Here is a 22678-nt window from a genome sequence, read left to right as displayed (position 1 = left end):
GAAACGGGACGGGAGCCATACATGCGCCAGGGTTTCGACAACGCGAAATATATCGAGCTGCAGGCCGCTCATATTAAGGAGCGCATCTCGCAGTTTGGCGGCAAGCTCTATTTGGAGTTTGGCGGTAAGCTGTTCGATGACTATCATGCGAGCCGCGTGCTGCCGGGTTTTGAGCCGGACAGCAAGTTCCGCATGCTCAAGAGCATTGCCGACGATGTCGAGGTTATTATCGCGATCAACGCGAACCACATCGAGAAAAACAAGGCTCGTGGTGACCTTGGCATTACCTATGACGAGGATGTGCTGCGCCTGGTTGACCTGTTCCGCGGCAACGGCTTTGCCGTCGCGGCTGTGGTCATCACCCAGTATGCTGGCCAGCCTGCTGCCGATGTGTTCCGCAACCGCCTGAACGCGCTCGGCATTCCCGCCAAGTTGCACTATCCCATCGAGGGGTATCCGCACGATGTCGATCTGATCGTGTCCGACGATGGCTACGGCAAGAATGAGTTTGTCGAGACCACCCGACCGCTCGTCGTGGTCACTGCCCCCGGTCCTGGCTCGGGCAAGCTTGCCACCTGCCTGTCTCAGCTCTATCACGAGCACAAGCATGGCACGGCCGCCGGCTATGCCAAGTTCGAGACCTTCCCGGTCTGGAACCTTCCCCTCACGCATCCGGTCAACATCGCCTACGAGGCGGCCACGGCGGACCTCGACGATGCCAATATCATCGACTCCTTCCACCTTGAGGCCTATAACAAGACCACGGTCAACTACAACCGCGACGTCGAGGCCTTCCCGGTGGTCCGTGCTCTGATGGAAAAGATCCTGGGCAAGAGCCCCTACCAGAGTCCTACGGACATGGGCGTCAATATGGTCGGCTTTGCCATCACCGATGACGATGCCTGCCGCGACGCTTCCAAGATGGAGATCGTCCGCCGCTACTTTACCGCGGTCGAAAATGTGCGCCGTACCGGCGTGGGCGATGAGCAAGTCGACCGTCTCAAGATCATTATGAAGAAAGCCGGCATCGATAAGAACTACTCACCGGCGCGCTCGGCGGCCCTCACCAGGGAGCAACTGACGGGTGGTCCCGTGGGTGCCATGGTTATGCCCGATGGCTCCGTGGTGACCGGCAAGACTTCCACGCGCCTGGGCGCTGCGAGCTCGCTCATCATGAATGCACTTAAGCATGTCTCGGGCGTCGACCTTGAGCTCGAGGTCATTAGCGATGAAGCGATCGAGCCCATCAGCAAGCTCAAGACGCATTTCCTGGGCAGCAAAAACCCGCGTCTCCACACCGACGAGACGCTTATGGCGCTGTCGATCACCTCGGCCACGAGTGAGACGGCCGCTCGCGTCCTTTCGGGCCTGGAGCAGCTGCGCGGTTGCGATGCCTTCTTTAGCGTGATTATCTCGCCGACGGACGAGACGGTACTGCGCAAACTGGGTATCAACGTGTGCTGCGAGCCCAAGTTTGAGCGCCGCGGTTTCTTCCATCGCTAAGTTTGAAGCACCGCGGTAATTGCATTGCATTTTGGCCGTATCGAGTTAGCGCCCGGTACGGCTTTTTGATCAATAAAGCGCCTATTTCGGCGAAAAATAGCTGTTTACCTGCCTAGAAACAATTTGAGCGGTATACAATAACCGTAACTGTTTCATCCTTAGCGGGATGCCGCATGATGGATATTACCTGCCATCGTGAGGTGTGTCGGTCGCGCACGGCGCGTTAGATGCTCGTGCTCGGTTTGAGGAGGCTGCTATGGCGGGCAAGGGTCGTGCGAGTGTCAACGATATGAAGCGTGTTGAGGTGCTGGTGTTGATGGAAATCGACCAGCAAACCGAAGACAATGGCGGGCCGTATGGTTTCTCGCGCAAAACGCTTGCCGAGCGCGTGGGGGTTTCGCCGTATCGTGCCCGCGCCGCAATCGATCGCTTGGATTCCGAAGGCATGATTGATGTCGTCTCGCGTTATAGCGACGACGGCGGTCAGCTTGCAAATGGCATTTGCCTCACCGAACGTGGCGAGTGGTATCTTGACGGCGTCCGTACCGGCATGCTCGTTCAAGAAATGCTTGAGGACGAGGTTGCTGATCGATAGCAGCATGTAACCCTTGCCATAGCGACGCCGCCTGGGAAACCGGGCGGCGTTTTGTTTCAAGATTGAGAAATGCAATCGCACGCGAGAAAAATTGCGAACGGTCCGCGGCGCGAGTATTACAATGAAGACCCGTAAGATGTGGATAAACAACTTCTACGGGAAGCGCAGGTAACTCAATATGACCAAGCATGTGTTCGTAACCGGTGGCGTGGTTTCGTCCCTGGGCAAGGGTATCACCGCGGCCTCGCTGGGCCGTCTGCTCAAGTCGCGTGGCTACAAAGTAACGATGCAGAAGGCCGACCCGTATCTGAACGTCGACCCCGGTACCATGAGCCCGTTCCAGCATGGTGAGGTCTTCGTTACCGAGGATGGTTACGAGTCCGACCTGGACCTGGGTCATTACGAGCGCTTTATTGATGAGAACCTGACCCGCGATTCCAACTTTACGACCGGTGCCATCTACAAAAGCCTAATCGCCCGCGAGCGTCGCGGCGACTTTTTGGGCGGTACCGTGCAGGTGATTCCCCACGTCACCAATGCCATCAAGGACAAGTTCCGCCGCATCGAGGAGCAGACCGGCTCCGATGTAGTCATCACCGAGCTGGGCGGCACGATTGGCGACATCGAGTCCCAGCCGTTTGTCGAGGCCATCCGTCAGTACCGCAAGGAGGCCGGCCCCGAGAACGTCTGCTACATCCACGTGTCGCTCGTTCCCTATATCGCCGCCGCCCACGAGGTCAAGACCAAGCCCACACAGCATTCCGTCAAGGAGCTCCGCAGCTTTGGCATCCAGCCCGATATTATCGTGCTGCGCTCCGACCACCATATCGATGACGCTATCCGCGGAAAGATCGCAAGCTTCTGCGACGTCGACACCGATTGCGTCTTTACCAACGAGGACTGCGCGAGCATTTACGATGTTCCGCAGCTGCTTGCCGAGCAGGACTTTGACCTGCGCATTTGCGAGCGCCTGGGTCTGGACCCGCGTGAGCGCGACATGAGCGAGTGGAACGAGTTCCTGCGCAAACAGAATCACGCCAACCATCACGCCGACAAGGTGAAGATCGCCGTCGTGGGCAAGTACACGCAGCTGCCCGATGCGTACCTGTCGGTTATCGAGGCCCTGCACCATGCGGGCGTCTTCTACGATCGCCATGTGGACGTCCAGCTGGTCGACGGCGAGAGCCTCGACGAGCAGAATGTCTCCGAGGTTCTGGGCGACGCCTCGGGCATCCTGGTCCCCGGCGGCTTTGGCAAGCGCGCCCTGGAGGGCAAGATCCTCGCGGCCGAGTTTGCCCGTGAGCACAAGATTCCGTATCTGGGCATTTGCCTGGGTATGCAGGTGGCCGTGTGCGAATTTGCGCGCAATGTCGTCGGCCTTGCCGGCGCCAGCTCCTCCGAGTTCGATCCGGACGGCCCGTTTAGCGTCATCGATCTGATGAGCTCGCAGGAGGACGTGACCGAGAAGGGCGGCACCATGCGCCTGGGCGCCTATCCGTGCAAGCTCGCCGCCGATACCCTTGCTCGCGAGGCATATGGCGAGGAGCTCGTCTACGAGCGTCACCGTCACCGCTTTGAGTTCAACAACGCCTTCCGTGACCAGCTCGAGGACGCCGGTTTGGTTATCTCGGGTCTGTCGCCCGACGAGCGCCTGGTCGAGATGGTCGAGCTGCCGCGCGACGTGCATCCGTGGTATGTGGCAACCCAGGCTCATCCCGAGTTCAAGAGCCGCCCGACCAACCCGCAGCCGCTGTTCCGCGAGTTCGTGCGCGCTTCGATCGGCCAGCACGAGGGTGTCGACCGTCTGCAGGTGACGCCCATGAACCTCGCTACGGACTAAGGGTGCCGGCGAATAAGGAACATACCGAAGCTACTCCCTCGTCGCTCGCCGTGGCGGCGGGGGAGTATCTCGATTACCTCGCGGTCGAGCGGGGTTTGGCGCGCAACACGATTGCGGCCTATCGTCGTGACCTGACGACGTACTGCGCCTATCTGGAGCGGGCGGGTATTGTGTCTTTTGAAGAGGTGACCCGTCAGGTCGTGGAGGGCTTTGTCGCCGACCGTCGCGATGGGGGCTATTCCGATGCCTCGGTGGAGCGTGCGCTTGCGGCCGTGAAGGGCCTACATGCCTTTTTGGTGCGCGATGGGGCTGTGGCCCAAAATCCAACGGCGGCGTTGCGCCTGCCTAAAAAGGCTGAGCGTTTGCCGGAGTATCTATCGGTGGAGGATGTCTCGGCGCTGCTCGATCAAGACTTCCCCGAGGGCGAGATGGGCTTGCGCGACCATGCCATCTTGGAAGTGCTCTATGGATGCGGTTTGCGTGTGAGCGAGTTGGTGGGACTCGATGTGGGCGATATCCATATCGACGATGGCTTTGTGCTCGTTCGCGGTAAGGGCTCGAAGGAACGTCTGTCCCCGCTGGTGGGAAGCGCGGCGCGAGCTCTGGCGCTTTATGTAACTGAGGGGCGTTCTCGCTTGGCGGCCCATGCCCGCGGAACCGAGACCTCGGCGGTCTTTTTAAATAAGAACGGCCGCCGTCTGTCGCGCCAGGGCATCCATGCCATCTGTGAGCGCTACGGGCGCCAGGTGGGACTGGTGGGGCTCCATCCCCATACGCTGCGTCACTCCTTTGCCACCCATATGCTTGCGGGCGGCGCAGACCTCCGTGTGCTACAGGAGATCTTGGGACATGCCGATATATCGACCACGCAGGTCTACACGCATGTCGATCGTACGCAACTGACCGAGGTCTATCTGGCGGCGCACCCGCTGGCACATCGTTAACACATCGCTGACCTGCATATTTATAGGTATTTGGGGACGGGCTCCAGATTGCCGTGGCGTGCTTTTGCGCGCGCATGGGCAATCTGGTGCCCGTCCCATTTTTCGCCACTTGGCGTCGCGGTGGTGGGCCGCACGTGCCTTGGGTGGGGGAGTTTGGGGGCGATGTGAATGGCATGTAAAGGGACGCAAAAATCGCTTCAAGGTCAACTTGAAGGTTGAGGTTGAACGGCGGGGTGCCACAGGTGGCATCCCGCCGTTGCTGTAAACACAACATATTGTGTTTTCGAACATATGCTTGGGGGTGTTTTGCAATATATGGTGGGTGGAGCGGTGGGGCGAGGTGGGGGAAGGAGTGGGGAAAGGTGTTGAAAAATGGGGCGGTTCCCCATATTATTAATGACGTCGACAGGCGGGGTGGTTCTCCGCGTACGTGCCATCTGAGTAACCGAGGGGAGGGCGCACATGGGAATGACTGGTGCATACGAGCGCAATCTCGATGCAAAAGGTCGTCTGTCCCTGCCTGCACCCCTTCGCGAGGAGCTTGGAGAGCAGGTTCGCGTGTTCAAAGCCCTGGATGTCGATGCTCTGTACGTGTTCTCTGCCGAGGCCTTCGATAAGTGGGTCGAAGGACTCTTCGCGGGTCGTGAGGGCCACGAGGGTTTTAACCCGCGTGACATTAATGACCAGAAGCTCATGAGGGCGATCAACAAGCGCACCACGTCGATGGACGTGGACAGCGCCGGTCGTATCGGTCTTTCCGAGTCTCTCCGCAAGCAGGCGAAACTCGACCGCGAGGTCACGGTTGTGGGCAACTACGACCACCTTGAGGTTTGGGATCGCGCCGCGGCCGATGAGGACGATGACGATGAGGCCCTGCTGGACCTCTTCTTCTCGTAAGGGCAAGGCACGGGTAACGGATGGAGCGTGGGATCTTGACACAAGAATATCGGCATGAACCTGTCATGCTCGGCGAAGTGCTTGAGTCGCTGCGGCTAAAGAGCGGCTCCGTTGTCTGCGATTGCACCCTTGGCGGTGCCGGCCATTCGGTAAAGATGGCCGCGCAGGTGGGGGAGATGGGCCTTTTGCTCGGCGTCGATCAGGACGACATGGCCCTCGAGGCCGCTGGCGCCCGTCTGGACCGCGAGGTTCCCGGCGTTCCGCACCAGCTCCTGAAGGGCAACTTCGGCGACTTGGACGAGCTGCTTTGCTCGGCCGAGGTGCCCGGGGTCGATGGCTTCCTGTTCGATTTGGGCGTTTCGTCGCCGCAACTCGATATCCCTGGCAGGGGCTTTTCGTATAACGAGGACGCCCCATTGGACATGCGGATGGATCCGGGTAATAACACCTTAAATGCAGCTGAGGTCATCAACACCTATAACGAACACGACCTCGCCCGGATTCTACGCGTCTACGGCGAAGAGAAGTTCGCCTCGCAGATTGCGCGCGAGATCGTGCGCTGCCGCGAGCAAGAACCGATCGAAACCACCGGCCAATTTGTCGAGATCATCAAGGCGGGTATCCCGGCTGCCGCTCGTCGGCATGGCGGACACCCGGCCAAGAAAAGTTTCCAGGCCATTCGCATCGAGGTCAATCACGAGCTCGATGTGCTCGAACGAGGGCTTGATGCCGCCACCAGGTGGCTCAACCCGGGCGGACGTATCTGCGTCATCTCGTATCACTCGCTCGAGGACCGTATCGTAAAGAACCACTTTAAGGAGATGAGCCAGGGGTGCACGTGTCCGCCGGAGATTCCGGTGTGCGTGTGCGGCAACGTGCCGATACTCAAGGTCATCACCCGCAAACCCCTGGTTGCCCAGCCTGATGAGGTTGAGCGCAACCCTCGGGCGAGATCAGCCAAAATCCGCGTGGCGCAGCGTCTGTAGGCGCGACCGCGCGATATTGGACCTCCCGCTCGCACCATAAACGAAGCTTAAACACACTACCAACGTACTCGGGATGGGAGGCGGCATATCATGGGCTACAACACTTCAAGCGCAGCACTCGCCTATGATATGAACGCCATGCCCGCCTATCGTGAGACGCCGCAGGCCCCCGTTGCTCCCCGTGAGCAGCGCACGCCGCGCTTTGATGTCTACACGGGCGCGGGCCGTCAGGCAAACCAGGCGGTAAGCCCGGTTTTCATGAGCGTTCTTAAAACGTTTTGCATCATTGCGGCTATCTTCATGACGATCGGCGTCGCCCGCGTGGCGCTCGCCGGCGTTACGGCCCAGGTGCTCAACAGCAACGCCGAGCTTACCAGCACGCTCGAAAAGGCGACCGATGAGAGCTCCGACCTGGAGGTCATGCATTCGGTCTATGGTGCCGACACGCGCATTCGCGACCTTGCGGGCGCTTATGGCATGGTGGAGCCCAGCGAGAGCGTTACACTTGACTTTTCGCAGGATGCAGCCGCGGGCGCCAACGCGACCGCGACCGCTCAGTAGCAAGACGGTAGCTGAGTATGACAAATGACTATCGCCGCGGTTCCGATGGGGGCCGCGGTTCTGGACGTCCCTCGTCGCGGGGACGTTCTGGTTATCAAGGAACGGGTCGGCAATCTTACAACGCCGGGCGGTCCCGTGGCAACGACCCGGCGTCGCGACTTCGCGGCTCGGGCGGCCCTCAAGTGCATAACACCAGGTCGCGCAAGAGTTCGTCGACCGAATGGCTCACAGGCGCGCCTCTGCCTCGCCGCAAAGCCGTCATGGGCTTCATCGGGCTTGGCTTGGGCTTGGGCGTCTTTCGCCTTGCCGACTATCAAATTGTCGAAGCCGATAAACTGCGCGAGCGTGCCGATGCGCGCCGCCTGCTTGCGCAGACCCTCTATGCCAAACGCGGCACCATCTACGACCGCAACGGCAACGTGTTGGCGTCGTCGGTCGAATGTCGCAACATCGCCGTGAACCCGCAGCTTGTCGAGGATGTTGACAAGACGGTGTCGGCGCTGGTCAAGGCAACTGGAATCGATAAAAAGACCTGCCGCAAGCTCGTCGAGTCCGATGGAACCTGGGTGTATATCAAGCGCCAGGTGGACGAAGACGATGTTGCGGCGCTGGAGAAGAAGAACCTGCCCGGCGTGCTTTTTGAGCAGGCCATGAAGCGTGTATATCCATACGGCAATCTGGCATCGCAGGTGCTGGGTGTAGTGAATGTAGACAACGACGGCTTGACGGGTCTCGAAAAGCAATACAACAAGCTTCTGACCGGCACGAACGGTTCTCTCGTACGCGAGCGCGCGAGGGACGGCAGCTATATCGCGGGCGGTGCCTATAAAAAGGTGGCTGCGGTCGACGGCGTTGATATCGTGACGACGCTCGACGTCAATATCCAGCGTGCGGCCGAGGATGCCCTGGCAGAGGCTGTCGAGAAGACAAAGGCCAAGAACGGCTCGGCGCTGGTCACCGATCCTACGACAGGCGAGATCTTGGCAGCCTGCTCGTACCCGACTTACGACCAGACCGATCTGGAGAACGCCAAGACCGAGGATATGAACCTGCGCCTGGTCACTGACGCCTACGAGCCCGGCTCGGTCTTTAAGACGCTCGTGGCGGGCGCCGGCTTCGACTTGGGTGTCGTGCGATCGAGTACGTCGTTTGAGGTGCCGGCGAGCATCAAGGTGGGCGACGATACCGTCACCGATGCCGACAAGCGCGACTATGCCATGACCATGGATGTGCGCGAGATGATGCGCCGTTCGTCCAATGTGGGCTTTGTCCTAGTGGGGCGCAAGATCGGTGCCGACGACTTTGCCGCCTATGTGGACAAGTGGGGCATCGGTCACAGCTCGGGTGTCGATTTTCCGGGCGAGAGCCTGGGTATCGTCAAGGAGCGTGACCAGTATGACGGCGCCACGCTGGGCTCGATGAGCTTTGGACAGGCACTGTCCGTCTCGCCAATTGAGATCGCACGTGCCGTGGGCGGCATCGCCAACGGCGGCGTGATGATGACACCGCACTTCTATAAGTCCAGCAAGGGCGACGAGAAGGACTGGGGCGAAGGCGAGCGCGCGATTTCGGAGGACGCCGCATCCCAGGTGACATCGTGCATGCAGACGGTCGTGTCCGAGGGTACGGGCGTTGGCGGCGCGGTTGACGGCTATGACGTGGCGGGTAAGACCGGTACGGCCGAACGTGCCGACGAGAACGGCGGCTACCTCAAGGAGAACTACATGTCGTCCTTTATGGGCTTTGCACCGGCACAATCGCCCAAAGTGCTGTGCTATATCACGCTCGACGGAACGCCGAGCGGTTCAGATGCCGCTGCGGTGCCGTTCCAGTCCATTATGGCCAACGCGCTCGACGTGCTGGGTATCCCGCACACGAAGTAGGGGGTTACAATCTTTGGGGCGTTGTTTGTTGTCCCATATGAGGGTGTTCACATGCCCTGCACCACGCATGTGCGGCGCTGGGATACAATACGCCGATAGCATTATTAGGTTTACAGGGGAGCTGCAATGATAGAGATCGCCGTCAACAACCTCGCGGCCGCAACAGGGGCCCGAACCGTGACGGGAGAAGCCGATCGGGTATGCCGCGGGTGCGTTATCGACTCGCGCCAGGTCGAGGAAGGGACGATTTTCGTCGCCTTTCCCGGTGAAAACGTCGACGGCAATGATTTTGCTTCCCGTGCCGTCCAGTCGGGTGCCGGCGCCGTCGTGATGACGCGTGAGCCCGAGGCCGAGCTGGTCTCGCTGGCGCAGGACAAGGGGTGCGCCATCCTGCTGACCGATGATCCCGAGGAGTTTCTGCTGCGTTTGGCGCACACGTATCGCCTGGAGCTTGGCTGCCTGGTCGTTGGTATTACCGGTTCCATCGGCAAGACGACGACCAAGGACGTGCTCGCCGCCGTGCTCGCCAAGCGCTATCGTGTCTGGGCCACCAAGGGCAATTTCAATAACCTGATCGGCATGCCGCTCACGGTGCTTTCCGCTCCGGCCGATACCGAGGTCCTGGTGCTCGAGATGGGCATGAACCATTTCCACGAGATTGAGCGCCTGTCCCAGTCCGCCAATCCCAACCTTGCCATCGTGAGCAAGATTGGTACCTCTCACATCGGCATTTTGGGCAGCCGCGAGAACATCGCCCGCGCTAAGGCCGAGATTGTCCAGGGTATGTGCGCCGCCGGCGACTTCTTGCCGCTGCTGGTTTTGGGCGGTGAGGACGACTTTACGCCGTTCATTCGCGATACGTTCGCCCAGCCTGCTGGTATCGATGTGATGCTGGCCGGCGTCTCGGACGATGATGAGGTCCGTGCCCGCGACATTCGTGTTGATGACGAGGGCCGTCCGGTCTTTACGCTCGATTTTGGCCAGGGTGAGACGACCGATACCATGCTTGCCATCCCCGGCGTGCAGTCCGTTCCTAATGCCGTTAAGGCCGCCGCGGTTTCCTATCGCCTGGGCGTGATGCCCGAGCAGATCGATGCTGCCTTTAGGGGTCTTACGATCACCGGCCACCGCCAGGAGATCAAGCGCGCCAAGAGCGGAGCCCGCGTCATCGACGATTCCTATAACGCCAGTGCCGAATCCATGGCTGCTGGCCTCGATCTACTGTGCTCGCTTTCGTGCACGGGGTCTCGCATGGCGATCCTGGGCGAGATGGGCGAGATGGGCGATGAGGCTCCTCGCATGCATGAGCTCGTGGGCGCCTATGCCGCCGCCAAGAAGCTCGACATGCTGGCGTGCGTGGGTGGTGAGCTGGCCCAGCTTATGGCCGATGCCGCGCGCATGATGGGCATGGACGAGGACCGCATCCAGGTGTTCTCCGATTATCAGCAGGTGCTCGACCGCATGGGCGGCGCGCTTGAAAAACATGATGTTGTACTGGTCAAGGGTTCCCGCTTTGTTGAGCTCGACCGCTTTGTGGAAGGTGTGTGCTAGCCCATGTTCGGCAATCCCTCGTATCCAACGTATCAGGCTTTTTTGGGGCTTGGCATCGCCGCTGCCATTGCGCTGCTGCTCATGCCGTGGTGGATCAAGCTGCTCAAGGTCGAGGGTATCGGCCAGCAGGTTCGTGCCGACGGCCCCAAGCGTCATTTGGTTAAGCAGGGAACGCCCACCATGGGTGGCGTTGTCATTCTCGTCGCGATTTCGCTGACCTGCCTGCTGATGGGCAAGCTCACCACCGAGCTCGTGCTCGTGCTGCTCGCCACGCTGGCGACCGGCGTGCTGGGCCTGATCGACGACCTGACCTCCGTTACGCATGGGCGCTCGCTCGGTCTGACGCCTCATGCCAAGATGATCGGCCTAACCATTATCTGTGTCACCTTTACGGTACTTGCCGTCAACTGGTGCGGCGTCGCCCCCGAGATTCGTTTTCCCGGCGGCCTGACGATTGACCTTGGCGTGCTTTCGACCACCATCTGCGGCCTTTCGTTCCCGTGGCTCTACATTGTCTTTTGCTGGCTGATGATCGCCGGTCTTTCTAATGCCGTGAACCTGACCGATGGCCTTGACGGTCTTGCCGGCGGCACCTCCATGATTGCCATGCTCGCCATGGCTGCCATGGCGTTTTTGCACGGAGACGTGAACCTGTCCATCTTCTGCACCGCGTGTGCCGGTGCCTGCTTGGGCTTTCTGTGGTTCAACTGCTATCCGGCGAGCATCTTTATGGGCGATACCGGCTCGCTTGCCCTGGGCGCCGCGTTTGCCTGCACGTCCATCATGACCAACACCGAGGTCGTCTCCCTCATCATCGGCGGCCTGTTTATCGTTGAGACCCTGTCGGTCATGATTCAGGTTGTCTACTTCCACTTTACGCACAAGCGCGTCTTCCTTATGGCGCCCATCCATCATCATTTCGAAAAGAAGGGCTGGGCCGAGACCAAGGTCGTCATCCGTTTTTGGATTATCGCTGCGGCCTTTGGTGCCGTTGGCCTTGCCCTGTTCTTCCAGTTGGGATAGTGGTCTTTCATGCCTCTTGCTGATGTCTTTAGCCTGCTCGTTTTGGGTCAGGGCAAATCCGGTCTCGATGTCGCCCGCTGGGCGCTGGCACATCCCGAGCGCGTAAGCGCCGTTACCGTGTATGGCGGCGGCACCTCTGAGCCCAATGACGCCACGCGTGCGCTCGAGGCTGCTGGTGTGTCGTTTGTCTATGGGACCGAACAGGTCGAGGGCGCCTATGACGTATGCGTGACGTGCCCGGGCATCTCGGAGTTCTCGGGCTTCTTTAAGGCCGGGCGCGAGCATGCCGCCCAGATTATGGGTGAGCCCGAGTTTGCCTATCGTCTGTCGCCCGATAACTGGATTGCCATCACGGGCACCAACGGCAAGACGACCACCACGTCGCTGACTGATTATCTGCTCAAGGCTGCCGGCGAGGACAGCGTTGCTGTCGGCAACATCGGCGAGCCGCCGGTCAACGAGATTGACGGCCGAGCCCATAACGAGTGGTTTGTGGCTGAGCTCTCGAGCTATCAGATTGCTACGACAACCGAGCTCCACCCCCGCGTGGCGGTGCTGCTCAACATCACTCCCGACCACTTGGGCTGGCATAAGAGCCATAAGAACTATGCGCTTGCCAAGATCAAACTGTTTGACAATATGGTCGATGACGATCTGGCGGTTGTCGACGTCGAAGACGCCGGCATTCACGAGTTCGATGAGTACATCTACACGCCGGGTCGTCGCATCTGCAAGGTTGCCTTTGACGAGCCTGAGGGCGAGGATGCCGCCTTTGTGCGCGATGGCAAGATGATCGTGCGCCTGAAGGGCGTCGAGACCCCGCTCATCGCTACATCCGAGCTCAAGATCTCGGGCCATCACAATGTTATCAATGCCCTGTGCGCCGCCACGGCTGCCTTGGCGGTCGGTGCCGATGTCGATGGTGTCTGCCGCGGTCTTGCCTCGTTCCAGCCGCTCGAGCACCGCGTGGAGCCGTGTGGCGAGATTGACGGCGTGCGCTACGTCAACGATTCCAAGGCGACCAACACCGATGCGGTCGAGAAGGCGCTGACGGCATTTCCCGATGACGACGTGATCTTGCTGCTCGGCGGCCACGATAAGGGCACGCCGCTCACGGACTTCTCGCGCGTCGTTATGGACAACGTGCGCTCGGTCGTCTGCTTTGGCGATGCGCGCGAGCGCTTCACCGCCGCTATGGACGAGGCCGATGTCGATGGCGATGTGGATATCGCCCAGGCGGATGACCTACGCGACGCCGTGGACGTCGCCCGTTCGCTGTCGAGCCGTGGTGACGTGATCTTACTTTCTCCTGCCTGCTCTTCGTTCGATGAGTTCTCGGGCTATGAGGATCGCGGCCGCGTGTTTAAGGACTACGTGGCCCAGCTTGCCGCTGCAGCGAAATCACAAATGGAATAGGGGTTGCGGTGAGAGAGGAGAGCCCCCGACAAGGTATGAGGAGGCCCGACTCGGACCGTGCTTCCTCACGTCGCATCACACCGCGTTCCAGCCGCGGCGGGCAGTCGTTTAGCGAACGCTATATTGCCGGCGTTCCCGCCCGTATCATGCGCCCCCGTTTGATATTCATGGCCTGCTTGTTTACCTTGGTATGCTTTGGCCTGCTGATGGTGTACTCGGCGTCTTCGGTCGAGGCGCTGCACGAGAATGGCTCGGCGACGTTTTTTCTGGGTCGACAGGCCGCGTTTGCCGTGGTCGGTGTTCTGGCGCTGATTGCCATCGTGCGCGTTTTGCCGGACAGCTGGTTTGGGGAGGATATGCTCAGGATCTTCCTTATCGGCATGATAGGGCTACTGCTTCTGGTGTTCTTGGTGGGCAGCGGCAGCCGTGGCGCCACGCGCTGGCTCAACATCGCCGGTATTCAGTTCCAGCCTTCCGAGTTTTTAAAGCCATTTGCCATTGCGTATTCGGCCATCATGCTTGATCGCTTTTTTTCGCCCGGTGGCAACATCAACGAATTCCTTCGCAAGATGGGCATCTACCTAGGAATTTCGCTCTTTCTGATCTTTATCCAGCCCGATTTCGGTACTGTTCTGATCATCCTGTTGACCCTCATGTGCATGGCGTTGTTTGCGGGTCTCGACCCCAGATTTATCATCGGCGTGCTAATCTTCGGCATTCTCGTGATCGTGATTGCGCTTGTCGCAGAGCCGTACCGTATGGTGCGTATTCAGGTTGCCTTGAACCCTTGGGCCGACGAGTATGGTGACGGCTATCAGGCCACGCTTGCCATCATGGCCTTTGCCTCGGGCGGTCTGTTCGGCCGTGGCATCGGCAACTCAACCATGAAGTACTCGTATCTGCCCGAGGCACACAACGACTACATCTTGGCCATCATTGGCGAGGAAGTCGGTTTTGTCGGAACCGTGCTGTTCTTCTTGGTGTTTGCGATGCTGATCTACTCGGCGTTTCGCATTGCCGAGCAGGCGACCGATCGTCGGGGCGCGCTCATGGCGTCTGGCTCCGCGGTCATTCTCGCGGTGCAGTTTTTGATTAACGCGCTGGGCATCCTCAACGTGTTTCCCATGACGGGCAAACCGTTGCCGTTTATTAGCTACGGCGGTTCGTCGATTATTGTGTCGCTTATGCTTGCCGGGTTGATCCTGCGCGTTTCGTACGAGAGCGCCCGTCGCGATGAGTACGACCGTCGCCGCGAGAGCTTTGCCGTTATGGATGAGAGTACCGCCGGCGTGCCCCACGTGCGCGGCGAGCGATCTTCGCGTAACGGTTTTACCGTCCTGGATGGTTCTGCATCCGAGCCGGCAGCTCGTCCACGCCCGCGAATGGCTCCGCAAGGTCGTCCGCAGCGCCCCAGCCCTCGCAACGCGGGCGGCGGATATAATCGAATCGATTTGAACTCGGACCCGTCGGCGCGTCTGCGTACCGACGACCAGGGACCGCGTGTACGAAGGGACTACCATGACCGATAAAATGACCGTTGCTATTGCAGCCGGCGGCACGGCAGGACACATCAACCCCGCGCTCGCCTTGGCCGAAGAACTGCGTGACCGTGGCCACCACGTTGTGTTCGTGGGCCAGTCGCGCAAGCTCGAGGGTCGTCTGGTCCCCGAGGCTGGGTTTGATTTTGTGCCCATTACGGTCACGGGCTTCGACCGCTCCCGTCCTTGGACGGCGCTGACCTCGCTGTGGCGTGTCAACAAAGCCAAGCGTGCGCTCGCCAGTCATTTCTCAAAGGTCGGCAAGCCCGATGCCGCCATTGGTTTTGGTGCCTATGTCGAGGTTCCGCTGCTGGGGTGGTGCAAGGGCGCGGGCGTTCCGTATCTGCTGCATGAGCAGAACTCTGTTCCGGGCCTGGCCAACAAGATGATGAACTCCCACGCCGCCCGCGTGTGCATCTCGGTGCCGGCAGCGCGTTCGGTCTTTGAGCGCGAAGGTGACCCTGGCCACGTGCTCATGACCGGCAACCCCGTACGTCGCTCGGTGATCGAGGGCGATCGCGCTCGCGGCCGCAAGGCACTTGGCGTTCCCGAGGACGCTACGCTGCTGCTCGTCTTTGGCGGTTCACTTGGCGCCCAGCACCTCAATGAGCGCGTGGTTTCGCTCAAAAACGAGCTGCTTTCGCGCAAGAACCTCTATGTGTTGCATTCGACGGGTGCCGACGGCTTTGAGGAGACCGAGCGCGCTTTGGCGCTGACGCCCGAGGAGGCGAAGTGTTACCGCGTCCAGCCTTACATCGACAACATGGGCGATATGCTGGCTGCTGCCGATTTGGTGCTCTCGCGTTCGGGTGCATCGAGCGTGGCCGAGATTGCTGCGCTCGCCGTGCCCTCGGTGCTCGTGCCGTATCCGCATGCGACGGCCGACCACCAAACCACCAATGCCCGTTATCTAGTCGACGCCGGGGCCGGTGTGCTCTGTGCCGATGCCGATATCGACAGTTCTGCCTTTGCCGATGAGCTGCTGCACCTGGTCGATGACGCGGCGGCGCGCGACGCCATGCGTCAGGCGGCGCGTGGTCTGGCTCAAGATAGGGCCGCCGCTCTTCTGGCGGATGCGGTAGAGGGTTTGCGTTAGTTAGACGGGATATCGTCGGTCGCCCTCGCGCTGATGCGGTAGGTGCGGTACAGTTAACGGGTTACAGGCAGTGTTTACGCAAGGAGTACACGAGCACATGGCTGATTCCCAGACTGCAACCTCCGCGCCCGAGTTTAAGAGCGCCCACTTTATCGGTATCGGCGGCGCCGGCATGAGCGGCATCGCCCTCGTTCTGCACGAGCGCGGTTATGCCGTTACCGGCTCCGACCTTAAGACGTCACGTTATATCCGCCAGCTTACCCGCGCTGGTGTGAAGGTGCATGTGGGCCATGAGGCCGCCACGATCGACGAGGTCAAGCCCGACGTGGTTGTTGTCTCCACCGCTATTCCGGAGTCTAACCCTGAACTCGTGCGCGCTCGCGAGCTTGGTATTCCCGTGTGGCCCCGTGCCAAGATGCTCTCTGCTTTGGGCCACGGCTACACCACCGTCGCTGTTGCCGGCACGCATGGCAAGACCACCACGTCTTCGATGTGCGCCACCATGCTCGACCGCATGGGTCTGGATCCGAGCTTCCTGATCGGTGGCATCGTCGAGGGCTATGACACGAACGGCAAGAACGGCTCGGGCGACTACTTTGTCGCCGAGGCCGACGAGTCCGACAGCTCCTTCCTGTTCCTGAACCCCAACGTAGTCATTGTGACCAACGTCGAGGCCGACCACCTCGATCACTACTCGGGTATCGAGGAGATCGAGGCAACTTTCGCCAAATTCATGAGCCTGGTGGGCGAGGACGGCACCGTCATCGTCTGCGGTGAGGACCCGCATCTGGTCGAGCTCGCCAAGTCGACGGGTCGTCACGTGCTTTCCTACGGCTTTGCCGAGAGCAACGACATCGTCTGCATGCACCCGGATGTCAAGGGCATCCAGAGTGACTTTATCGTTCGCTTTGAGGATGGCACTGAGCATGCCGTGGAGATCAAGAGCAATCCCGGTCGCCACAACATGCTCAACGCCACGGCGGTACTCACCGTCGCCCATGTCCTGGGCCTTGACATCGACGCCGCCGCCAAGGCGCTCTCGAGCTTTGAGGGCGTCCGTCGTCGCTTTACCCACGTGGGCGATATCGATGGCATCACCGTGGTCGATGATTACGGCCATCACCCCACCGAGATCAAGGCGACGCTTGCTGCCGCTTCGTCGCTGGGCTACAAGCACGTCGACGTCGTGTTCCAGCCGCACCGCTATTCGCGCCTGCAGGCCCTGTGCGACGACTTTGCCGATGCATTTGCCAATGCCGATAAACTGCTGCTGATTGATGTGTTCTCGGCTGGCGAGATGCCCATTCCGGGTGTCACCTCTAAGATGCTCGCCGATACCGTGCGCGCCAAGCATCCTGGTAAGGAGGTCGTGTATTGCTCCAGCCGTCTTGAGCTTAATCAGGAGCTCGAGCAGATGGTGGGCGAGGGCGACCTGCTGCTCACTATGGGTGCCGGTGACGTTACGACCGTCGGTCCCGAGTTCATTGAGTATCTGACTGCCAAGAAAGACGCTTAAGTCTAATGGGTCTGTTTAACGCCGTTATGGCGCTCTCGGGCATGATCGACACGGATGTGATCGAGGACGAGCGCCTTGCGCGTCATACGAGCTATCGTATCGGCGGCAAGGCCGACCTCTTTGTGACGTGCCATAGCTATCATGCCCTTCGCCGCGCCGTGGCGGTGCTCGATCGCGAGCAGGTGCCGTGGGTCATCATCGGCAAGGGCTCCAATCTGCTGGTTGCCGATGGCGGTTATCGCGGTGCCGTCATTTCGCTCGGACGTGAGTTTCAGCGCACGGTTGTTGCCGATGACGGTTGTACGCTGACGGTCGGTGCGGGCGTGATGTTTGCGCGCCTGGTCAACGATGCCCTGTCGCGTAGCCTCTCGGGCCTTGAGTTTGCCGTTGGCATCCCTGGTTCGGTTGGCGGTGCGATATCTATGAATGCAGGCACACGGACCGAGTGGATTGGCTCGCTGGTTGAGGATGTCGTAACGTTTGACCCGGCATCCGGTATCAAGCATTATGCGGGGTCCGAGATCACTTGGGGCTACCGAGAATGTAGCCTTCCCCGCAATGAGATCATCCTCGAGTGCGTGCTCAAGCTTAAACCGGCGCCCAAGGCCGACATTCGCGAGCGCATGGAACGGTACCTGACGAGGCGCAAGCGTACGCAGCCCATGGGTCGCGCATCCTGCGGGTCGGTCTTTCGTAACCCGCCCGATGCGAGTGTGGGCAAGCTTATCGAGGATTGTGGATTAAAGGGTTTTTCGATTGGCGGTGCGGAAGTTTCGCCCGTTCACGCTAATTTTATCGTTAATAACGGAACTGCCTCGGCCGATGACGTTGCCGCGGTTATCAGACATGTGCACGGAAAGGTGAGGGAGGCGTATGGCATCGAGCTCAGACCGGAAGTTAAATTCCTCGGCTTCTAGAGCATCGAAACCCACCTTCCGCCGCGCCGGAGGGCGTTCCGGCGCGCCTGCCAAACCTCAACGCAATACCGTCGCGCACTCTAAGCCTGTCGGGCATGCTCGACAGGCCAGTCGTCCGGTCGTCGGCTCGCAGCTCGGTAATCGTCCGGCTGCAAAAAAGTCCTCGCGTCCCTCGGTGACGTCAAAGCCTGTTATGGGCGCCAAGCCTGCCCGCCCCATGGCAACTCCTAAGCCCTCGACGGGAACTAAAGCGGCGCGTCCAGGTCGCACACTGGGCGCATCGAAACCGCGCTCGCTGACATCGGTGCCGGCTACCGCCAAGAAGCCTTTGAGTAAAAAAGGCGTAAACCCGTTGTCTTCACTTGGGGCGATGGCAAATAAAACATCAGACGCCGCTTCTGTCGTTGCAGGCAAAGGCAAAATCGTGGGCGGAGTTCTGGCCGCCTTGGCCGTGCTCGTCGTCGTTGCCATCGTGGTGATTAACTCTGGATTGTTTACCGCCACTGATATTCAGATTCAAGGCAGCGAGCATGTGACGAAGCACGATGCTATCCAGCTGATCGATTTGCCCGAGGGAACGTCGCTTTTTAACGTCGATCCCGACCAGATTACCGAGGATCTCAAGCAGAACCCGTGGGTCTCGGGCGTGGATGTCCAGCGTCAGTTCCCGCATACGCTCATCATTACGCCGATGGAGCGCAAGGTCATTGCAATTGCCTACATCAGCTCCGATGACCTTGCCTGGGCCATCGGGGATGATGACACCTGGATCGCCCCGCTGTCGACGTCGGTCGAAGTGGACGATCAGGGCAACGTCATCACGACAGGGCAGGGCTCAAATACCTTGACCGGCATTGATGCCGCACTGGCGCTCGCTAAGCATTATGGCGCGGTGCTGTTGACTGATGTCTCGGCGGATGTCGCTCCGGTTTCCGGCCAGGCGGTGAGCTCCAAGGCCGTTAAGGCCGGCTTGGATTATGTGCGTGGTTTTTCGAGCGAGTTCTTGGGACAAGTCAAGGATATTTCCACGCCTTCGGTCGAAGCCATCTCGGCAAACCTCAATAGCGGCATTGAGGTGTCGCTGGGCGATTCGGACGATATCGCCAAGAAGGAACGCGTAGTCACCAAGTTGCTTTCGCAGGTAGAGGGCGTAACGTATATCAATGTGCGCTCTCCGGGCAACTACACATTTAGGAATGCTCCGACCTCGTAGCGCTGGTTGATGCTTTGTTGAGGGGCCATACCACGCCGTTTATCTGGTTTGTTTGGTTTTCACGGTCAATTATTTGACTGATACGTTCATAATGTGCAACCATAATACGGTTTACCTTTGCATTTACTTTCAACCTGAAGGTTAATGTGCGCAGGGGTCGACCCATGCTATGGCTATAACCTTTGTTCGGAGGACCGACATGCACGAGACAGAGATCAACAACTACCTTGCCGTCATTAAGGTGGTCGGCGTCGGCGGCGGCGGTACCAACGCGGTCAATCGAATGATCGAAGAGGGCATCCGCGGCGTCGAGTTTGTTGCCATCAACACCGATGCTCAGGCACTCGCGATCTCTGATGCCGATATCAAGGTGCACATCGGCACCGACCTTACCCGCGGCCTGGGCGCCGGCGCCAACCCCGAGGTTGGCCGCAAGGCTGCCGATGAGTCCCGCGACGACATTGCCGAGGCGCTCGCTGGCGCCGATATGGTGTTCATCACCTGCGGCGAGGGCGGTGGCACCGGTACCGGCGCTGCTCCCATCGTTGCCGATATCGCGATGAACGAGGTCGGTGCGCTGACCGTCGCCGTCGTGACCAAGCCCTTCACCTTCGAGGGCCGCAAGCGCAAGAAGAGCGCCGAGGAGGGCATTAAGACCCTCTCCGATTGCGTCGACACCATGATCGTCATCCCTAACGATAAGCTGCTCGACATCGCCGAGAAGAAGACCACCATGCTCGAGGCCTTCGCGATTGCCGATGGCGTCCTTTCCCAGGGCACCCAGGGCATCACCGACCTCATCACCGTCCCCGGTATCATCAACCTGGACTTCGCCGATGTTAAGACCATCATGAAGCAGGCCGGTACCGCCATGATGGGTATCGGTACCTCTTCTGGGGACACCCGTGCCGTCGACGCTGCCCAGCAGGCCATCTCCAGCCCGCTGCTCGAGAGCTCCATCGATGGCGCCACGCGCGTGCTGCTCTCCATCGCCGGTTCCAAGGACCTGGGCATCCAGGAAATCAGCGACGCCGCCGACGTTGTCGCCAACGCCGTCGACCCCGAGGCCAACATCATCTTCGGTACCGTTGTCGACGAGTCCCTGGGCGATCAGGTGCGTATCACCGTCATCGCTACGGGCTTCTCCGACTCCAACGTCAACCGTCAGGACGAGCTCTTTGCTGCTCAGCAGTCTCAGAGCAAGGCCGCTGCCTCCGCTGAGCCGCAGCGCACCGCTCCTGCCACGAGCCCGGCTCAGGCCGCTCCGACCCGCAACGTCGGTGGCACCGAGCTTCCTAACTTCGGCAACGATCAGTTCGAGCTTCCCGACTTCCTGAAGCGCGGTAGCTTCTAAGTCGTTCTTTGCATTGTTGTGCACAGGGGCGTGTCCGTATGGACGCGCCCTTTTTATTTCGACTTTGTAAACTAGAACCTCCAATCTCTTTACGTTCCCTTTACGATTGCCTCCAGCGCAGCAGGTATCCTTTTAGAGAAGTATGACAGCCGTATAAACGCGGGCTGTAGCGGCGATGCCGCGGTACTTGTGTTATTAGGAGGCTTTAGTATGGCAGCACGTGCGGACAAAGTTTCGCGTGTCGACCATGATGGAGTTACGTTGGTGGAGGGCGCGACATCCGATGTTCGCTTTGCCTTCACCGAGCGTGCCGGTGGCGTTTCCGAAGATGCGTACTCCTCACTCAACTTGGGCTCGCATGTTGGCGATGACCCCTTTGCTGTTCAAGAAAATCGTCGTCGTGCGCTCGAGGCTATGGGTGCCGCCGAGTGCGAGCACAACCTGCTCGTTCCCAATCAGGTCCATGGTGATCATATCGTTGCGGTGACCTCGAACGGCGCCGATGACCTTGAGGACGTTCGCGAGCAGATTGCCGAGGGCTGTGATGCCATCGTCTGCACGGCGCATAACGTGCCCGTGCTGCTCTGCTTTGCCGACTGCGTTCCCGTGGTGCTGGTGGCCCCCGGCGGATTTGCCGTGGTGCACTCCGGTTGGAAGGGCACGATTGCACGTATTTCCGCCAAGGCGTGCCAGGCGCTTTGCGATGCTGCCGGTTGCGATGCGAGCGACGTTTCCGCCTATATCGGCCCCCATATCTTGGGTGACGAATATGAGGTATCCCAGGAACTCATGGATCGCTTTGCCGCCGAGTTCTCTTGCATCGATGCGAATACCTCTCGCATGCTCGATCTTTCCGCTGCCATTCGCGAGGCGCTGGTAGATGTCGGTGTCGACGCGGATAATATCGTGGATACCCAGCTTTCGACCGTGCGTCAGAACGACCGCTTTTATTCCTACCGTAACGAGGACGGCACCTGTGGGCGCCATGCTGCGATCGGCGTGATGCTATGAGAAAGATCGTATCGGTCCTGAGCGCCGCTGTGCTTACGCTTACGCTGTGCGCCTGTTCTTCGGGATCTTCTAGCTCTTCCATTACCGTGGCCGGCTCCACGACCTGCCTTCCTATCGCCGAGATTGCGGCCGAGGGCTTTAAGGAGGAGACCGGCATCGACGTGCTCGTTTCCGGTTTGGGTTCTTCCGCTGGGATCGAGGCCGTCAGCGCCGGCACGGCCGATATCGCCAGCTCCTCCCGTGGACTCAATGCCGACGAACAGGATCTGGGCCTGACTCCCATCGTCATTGCCCACGACGGTATCGCGGTCATCGTGAACGACGATAACCCGGTCGATAACCTCTCGACCGAGCAGCTCCGCGATATTTACGCCGGCAAGATCACCAACTGGAAAGAAGTCGGTGGCGAGGACCTGAGGATTCAGGTTATCAACCGAGATGAGGCGTCCGGCACGCGTGAGGCCTTCCGTACCATCGTGATGGACGGCACGCCGTTCGATCGCCGCTCGGCCGTTCTTTCGGGCACGGGCCAGGTGCGCGACGTGGTATCTCGTTCGCGCGGTGCCATTGGCTACATTTCGCTGGGCTTCGTCGATAGCCTCAACGCCAAGACCTCGGTCAAGGCCGTCTCGGTCAATCATGTTGAGGCGTCCGAGAAGACGGTCGCGAGCGGCGGCTATCCCATCTCGCGCGACCTTTACTTCTTTGTGAAGGGTGCTCCTTCGCAGCAGGCGCAGGATTACATCGACTACGTGACGTCCGAAAAGATGGACAAGCAGATTCGCGAGGCGGGCTTTATTCCCGTCACCAACGACGAGAAGGGGAGTGAGTAGC

19 protein-coding genes are annotated in these 22678 nt (G+C 59.9%); all 19 read left to right on the top strand.

Annotated elements, in window-relative coordinates:
• Positions 1 to 21: 21 nt before the first annotated feature.
• The 19 genes from FGQ61_RS02670 to FGQ61_RS02580 all read left to right on the top strand — a co-directional run bounded on the left by FGQ61_RS02670 (position 22) and on the right by FGQ61_RS02580 (position 22677).
• Positions 22 to 1503 (top strand): DUF1846 domain-containing protein, encoded by a 1482-nt coding sequence (locus tag FGQ61_RS02670; RefSeq protein WP_006234276.1) that lies wholly within the window; start codon positions 22 to 24, stop codon positions 1501 to 1503.
• 256 nt (positions 1504 to 1759) lie between these two features.
• Positions 1760 to 2098, top strand: a complete 339-nt coding sequence (locus tag FGQ61_RS02665; RefSeq protein WP_138374484.1) for a helix-turn-helix domain-containing protein — start codon at positions 1760 to 1762, stop codon at positions 2096 to 2098.
• 178 nt (positions 2099 to 2276) lie between these two features.
• Positions 2277 to 3938 (top strand): CTP synthase, encoded by a 1662-nt coding sequence (locus tag FGQ61_RS02660; protein WP_055286060.1) that lies wholly within the window; start codon positions 2277 to 2279, stop codon positions 3936 to 3938.
• A 2-nt stretch (positions 3939 to 3940) separates the two neighbouring features.
• Positions 3941 to 4882 (top strand): site-specific tyrosine recombinase XerD, encoded by a 942-nt coding sequence (xerD, locus tag FGQ61_RS02655; protein ID WP_171021485.1) that lies wholly within the window; start codon positions 3941 to 3943, stop codon positions 4880 to 4882.
• Between the two features lie 462 nt (positions 4883 to 5344).
• Complete coding sequence (locus tag FGQ61_RS02650; protein ID WP_138374483.1) at positions 5345 to 5779, top strand: division/cell wall cluster transcriptional repressor MraZ; 435 nt, start codon at positions 5345 to 5347, stop codon at positions 5777 to 5779.
• Positions 5780 to 5799: 20 nt separating this feature from the next.
• Positions 5800 to 6765, top strand: a complete 966-nt coding sequence (gene rsmH, locus FGQ61_RS02645; protein WP_138374482.1) for a 16S rRNA (cytosine(1402)-N(4))-methyltransferase RsmH — start codon at positions 5800 to 5802, stop codon at positions 6763 to 6765.
• A 90-nt stretch (positions 6766 to 6855) separates the two neighbouring features.
• Complete coding sequence (locus FGQ61_RS02640) at positions 6856 to 7326, top strand: hypothetical protein (RefSeq protein WP_118377358.1); 471 nt, start codon at positions 6856 to 6858, stop codon at positions 7324 to 7326.
• A gap of 182 nt (positions 7327 to 7508) precedes the next feature.
• Positions 7509 to 9209: a peptidoglycan D,D-transpeptidase FtsI family protein gene (locus FGQ61_RS02635; RefSeq protein ID WP_306421710.1), complete on the top strand. Its 1701-nt coding sequence runs from the start codon at positions 7509 to 7511 to the stop codon at positions 9207 to 9209.
• A gap of 126 nt (positions 9210 to 9335) precedes the next feature.
• Positions 9336 to 10760, top strand: coding sequence for a UDP-N-acetylmuramoyl-tripeptide--D-alanyl-D-alanine ligase (locus FGQ61_RS02630; protein WP_138374481.1), 1425 nt, complete (start codon positions 9336 to 9338; stop codon positions 10758 to 10760).
• A 3-nt stretch (positions 10761 to 10763) separates the two neighbouring features.
• Positions 10764 to 11783: a phospho-N-acetylmuramoyl-pentapeptide-transferase gene (gene mraY, locus FGQ61_RS02625; protein ID WP_006234262.1), complete on the top strand. Its 1020-nt coding sequence runs from the start codon at positions 10764 to 10766 to the stop codon at positions 11781 to 11783.
• Between the two features lie 9 nt (positions 11784 to 11792).
• A complete protein-coding gene (gene murD / locus FGQ61_RS02620) occupies positions 11793 to 13199 on the top strand; it encodes a UDP-N-acetylmuramoyl-L-alanine--D-glutamate ligase (RefSeq protein WP_138374480.1) in 1407 nt (468 codons plus the stop codon).
• Between the two features lie 35 nt (positions 13200 to 13234).
• Positions 13235 to 14728: a putative lipid II flippase FtsW gene (gene ftsW / locus FGQ61_RS02615; protein WP_138374479.1), complete on the top strand. Its 1494-nt coding sequence runs from the start codon at positions 13235 to 13237 to the stop codon at positions 14726 to 14728.
• Positions 14718 to 15833 carry an undecaprenyldiphospho-muramoylpentapeptide beta-N-acetylglucosaminyltransferase gene (gene murG, locus FGQ61_RS02610; protein WP_138374478.1) on the top strand — a complete coding sequence of 372 codons (1116 nt, stop codon included), beginning with the start codon at positions 14718 to 14720 and terminating at the stop codon, positions 15831 to 15833. The genes ftsW and murG overlap by 11 nt, the downstream gene beginning before the upstream one ends.
• Positions 15834 to 15930: 97 nt before the next feature.
• Positions 15931 to 17349 carry a UDP-N-acetylmuramate--L-alanine ligase gene (murC, locus tag FGQ61_RS02605; protein ID WP_055286074.1) on the top strand — a complete coding sequence of 473 codons (1419 nt, stop codon included), beginning with the start codon at positions 15931 to 15933 and terminating at the stop codon, positions 17347 to 17349.
• 5 nt (positions 17350 to 17354) lie between these two features.
• Complete coding sequence (murB, locus tag FGQ61_RS02600) at positions 17355 to 18266, top strand: UDP-N-acetylmuramate dehydrogenase (RefSeq protein WP_006234257.1); 912 nt, start codon at positions 17355 to 17357, stop codon at positions 18264 to 18266.
• A gap of 424 nt (positions 18267 to 18690) precedes the next feature.
• The gene (locus FGQ61_RS02595) at positions 18691 to 19479 is read left to right on the top strand and encodes a cell division protein FtsQ/DivIB (RefSeq protein ID WP_249360916.1); all 789 of its coding nucleotides are present in this window, start codon (positions 18691 to 18693) and stop codon (positions 19477 to 19479) included.
• 199 nt (positions 19480 to 19678) lie between these two features.
• A complete protein-coding gene (gene ftsZ, locus FGQ61_RS02590; protein ID WP_022094491.1) occupies positions 19679 to 20833 on the top strand; it encodes a cell division protein FtsZ in 1155 nt (384 codons plus the stop codon).
• A 210-nt stretch (positions 20834 to 21043) separates the two neighbouring features.
• The gene (locus FGQ61_RS02585; RefSeq protein WP_138374476.1) at positions 21044 to 21844 is read left to right on the top strand and encodes a purine nucleoside phosphorylase YfiH/LACC1 family protein; all 801 of its coding nucleotides are present in this window, start codon (positions 21044 to 21046) and stop codon (positions 21842 to 21844) included.
• The gene (locus tag FGQ61_RS02580; protein ID WP_138374475.1) at positions 21841 to 22677 is read left to right on the top strand and encodes a phosphate ABC transporter substrate-binding protein; all 837 of its coding nucleotides are present in this window, start codon (positions 21841 to 21843) and stop codon (positions 22675 to 22677) included. The genes FGQ61_RS02585 and FGQ61_RS02580 overlap by 4 nt, the downstream gene beginning before the upstream one ends.
• The last annotated feature ends 1 nt before the right edge of the window (position 22678 follow it).

The organism is Collinsella aerofaciens (assembly GCF_005844325.1).
Taxonomy (GTDB): Bacteria; Actinomycetota; Coriobacteriia; order Coriobacteriales; family Coriobacteriaceae; genus Collinsella; species Collinsella aerofaciens_G.
This window is presented reverse-complemented; position numbering and strand designations above follow the sequence as displayed.

Coding starts and splice junctions, on each gene's coding strand:
- FGQ61_RS02665 (WP_138374484.1), top strand. CDS start 1,760: ATGGCGGGCAAGGGTCGTGCGAGTGTCAACGATATGAAGCGTGTTGAG.
- FGQ61_RS02640 (WP_118377358.1), top strand. CDS start 6,856: ATGGGCTACAACACTTCAAGCGCAGCACTCGCCTATGATATGAACGCC.
- mraY (WP_006234262.1), top strand. CDS start 10,764: ATGTTCGGCAATCCCTCGTATCCAACGTATCAGGCTTTTTTGGGGCTT.
- murC (WP_055286074.1), top strand. CDS start 15,931: ATGGCTGATTCCCAGACTGCAACCTCCGCGCCCGAGTTTAAGAGCGCC.
- ftsZ (WP_022094491.1), top strand. CDS start 19,679: ATGCACGAGACAGAGATCAACAACTACCTTGCCGTCATTAAGGTGGTC.
- murD (WP_138374480.1), top strand. CDS start 11,793: ATGCCTCTTGCTGATGTCTTTAGCCTGCTCGTTTTGGGTCAGGGCAAA.
- FGQ61_RS02660 (WP_055286060.1), top strand. CDS start 2,277: ATGACCAAGCATGTGTTCGTAACCGGTGGCGTGGTTTCGTCCCTGGGC.
- FGQ61_RS02670 (WP_006234276.1), top strand. CDS start 22: ATGCGCCAGGGTTTCGACAACGCGAAATATATCGAGCTGCAGGCCGCT.
- ftsW (WP_138374479.1), top strand. CDS start 13,235: ATGAGGAGGCCCGACTCGGACCGTGCTTCCTCACGTCGCATCACACCG.
- FGQ61_RS02630 (WP_138374481.1), top strand. CDS start 9,336: ATGATAGAGATCGCCGTCAACAACCTCGCGGCCGCAACAGGGGCCCGA.
- FGQ61_RS02585 (WP_138374476.1), top strand. CDS start 21,044: ATGGCAGCACGTGCGGACAAAGTTTCGCGTGTCGACCATGATGGAGTT.
- murB (WP_006234257.1), top strand. CDS start 17,355: ATGGGTCTGTTTAACGCCGTTATGGCGCTCTCGGGCATGATCGACACG.
- FGQ61_RS02580 (WP_138374475.1), top strand. CDS start 21,841: ATGAGAAAGATCGTATCGGTCCTGAGCGCCGCTGTGCTTACGCTTACG.
- rsmH (WP_138374482.1), top strand. CDS start 5,800: ATGGAGCGTGGGATCTTGACACAAGAATATCGGCATGAACCTGTCATG.
- murG (WP_138374478.1), top strand. CDS start 14,718: ATGACCGATAAAATGACCGTTGCTATTGCAGCCGGCGGCACGGCAGGA.
- FGQ61_RS02650 (WP_138374483.1), top strand. CDS start 5,345: ATGGGAATGACTGGTGCATACGAGCGCAATCTCGATGCAAAAGGTCGT.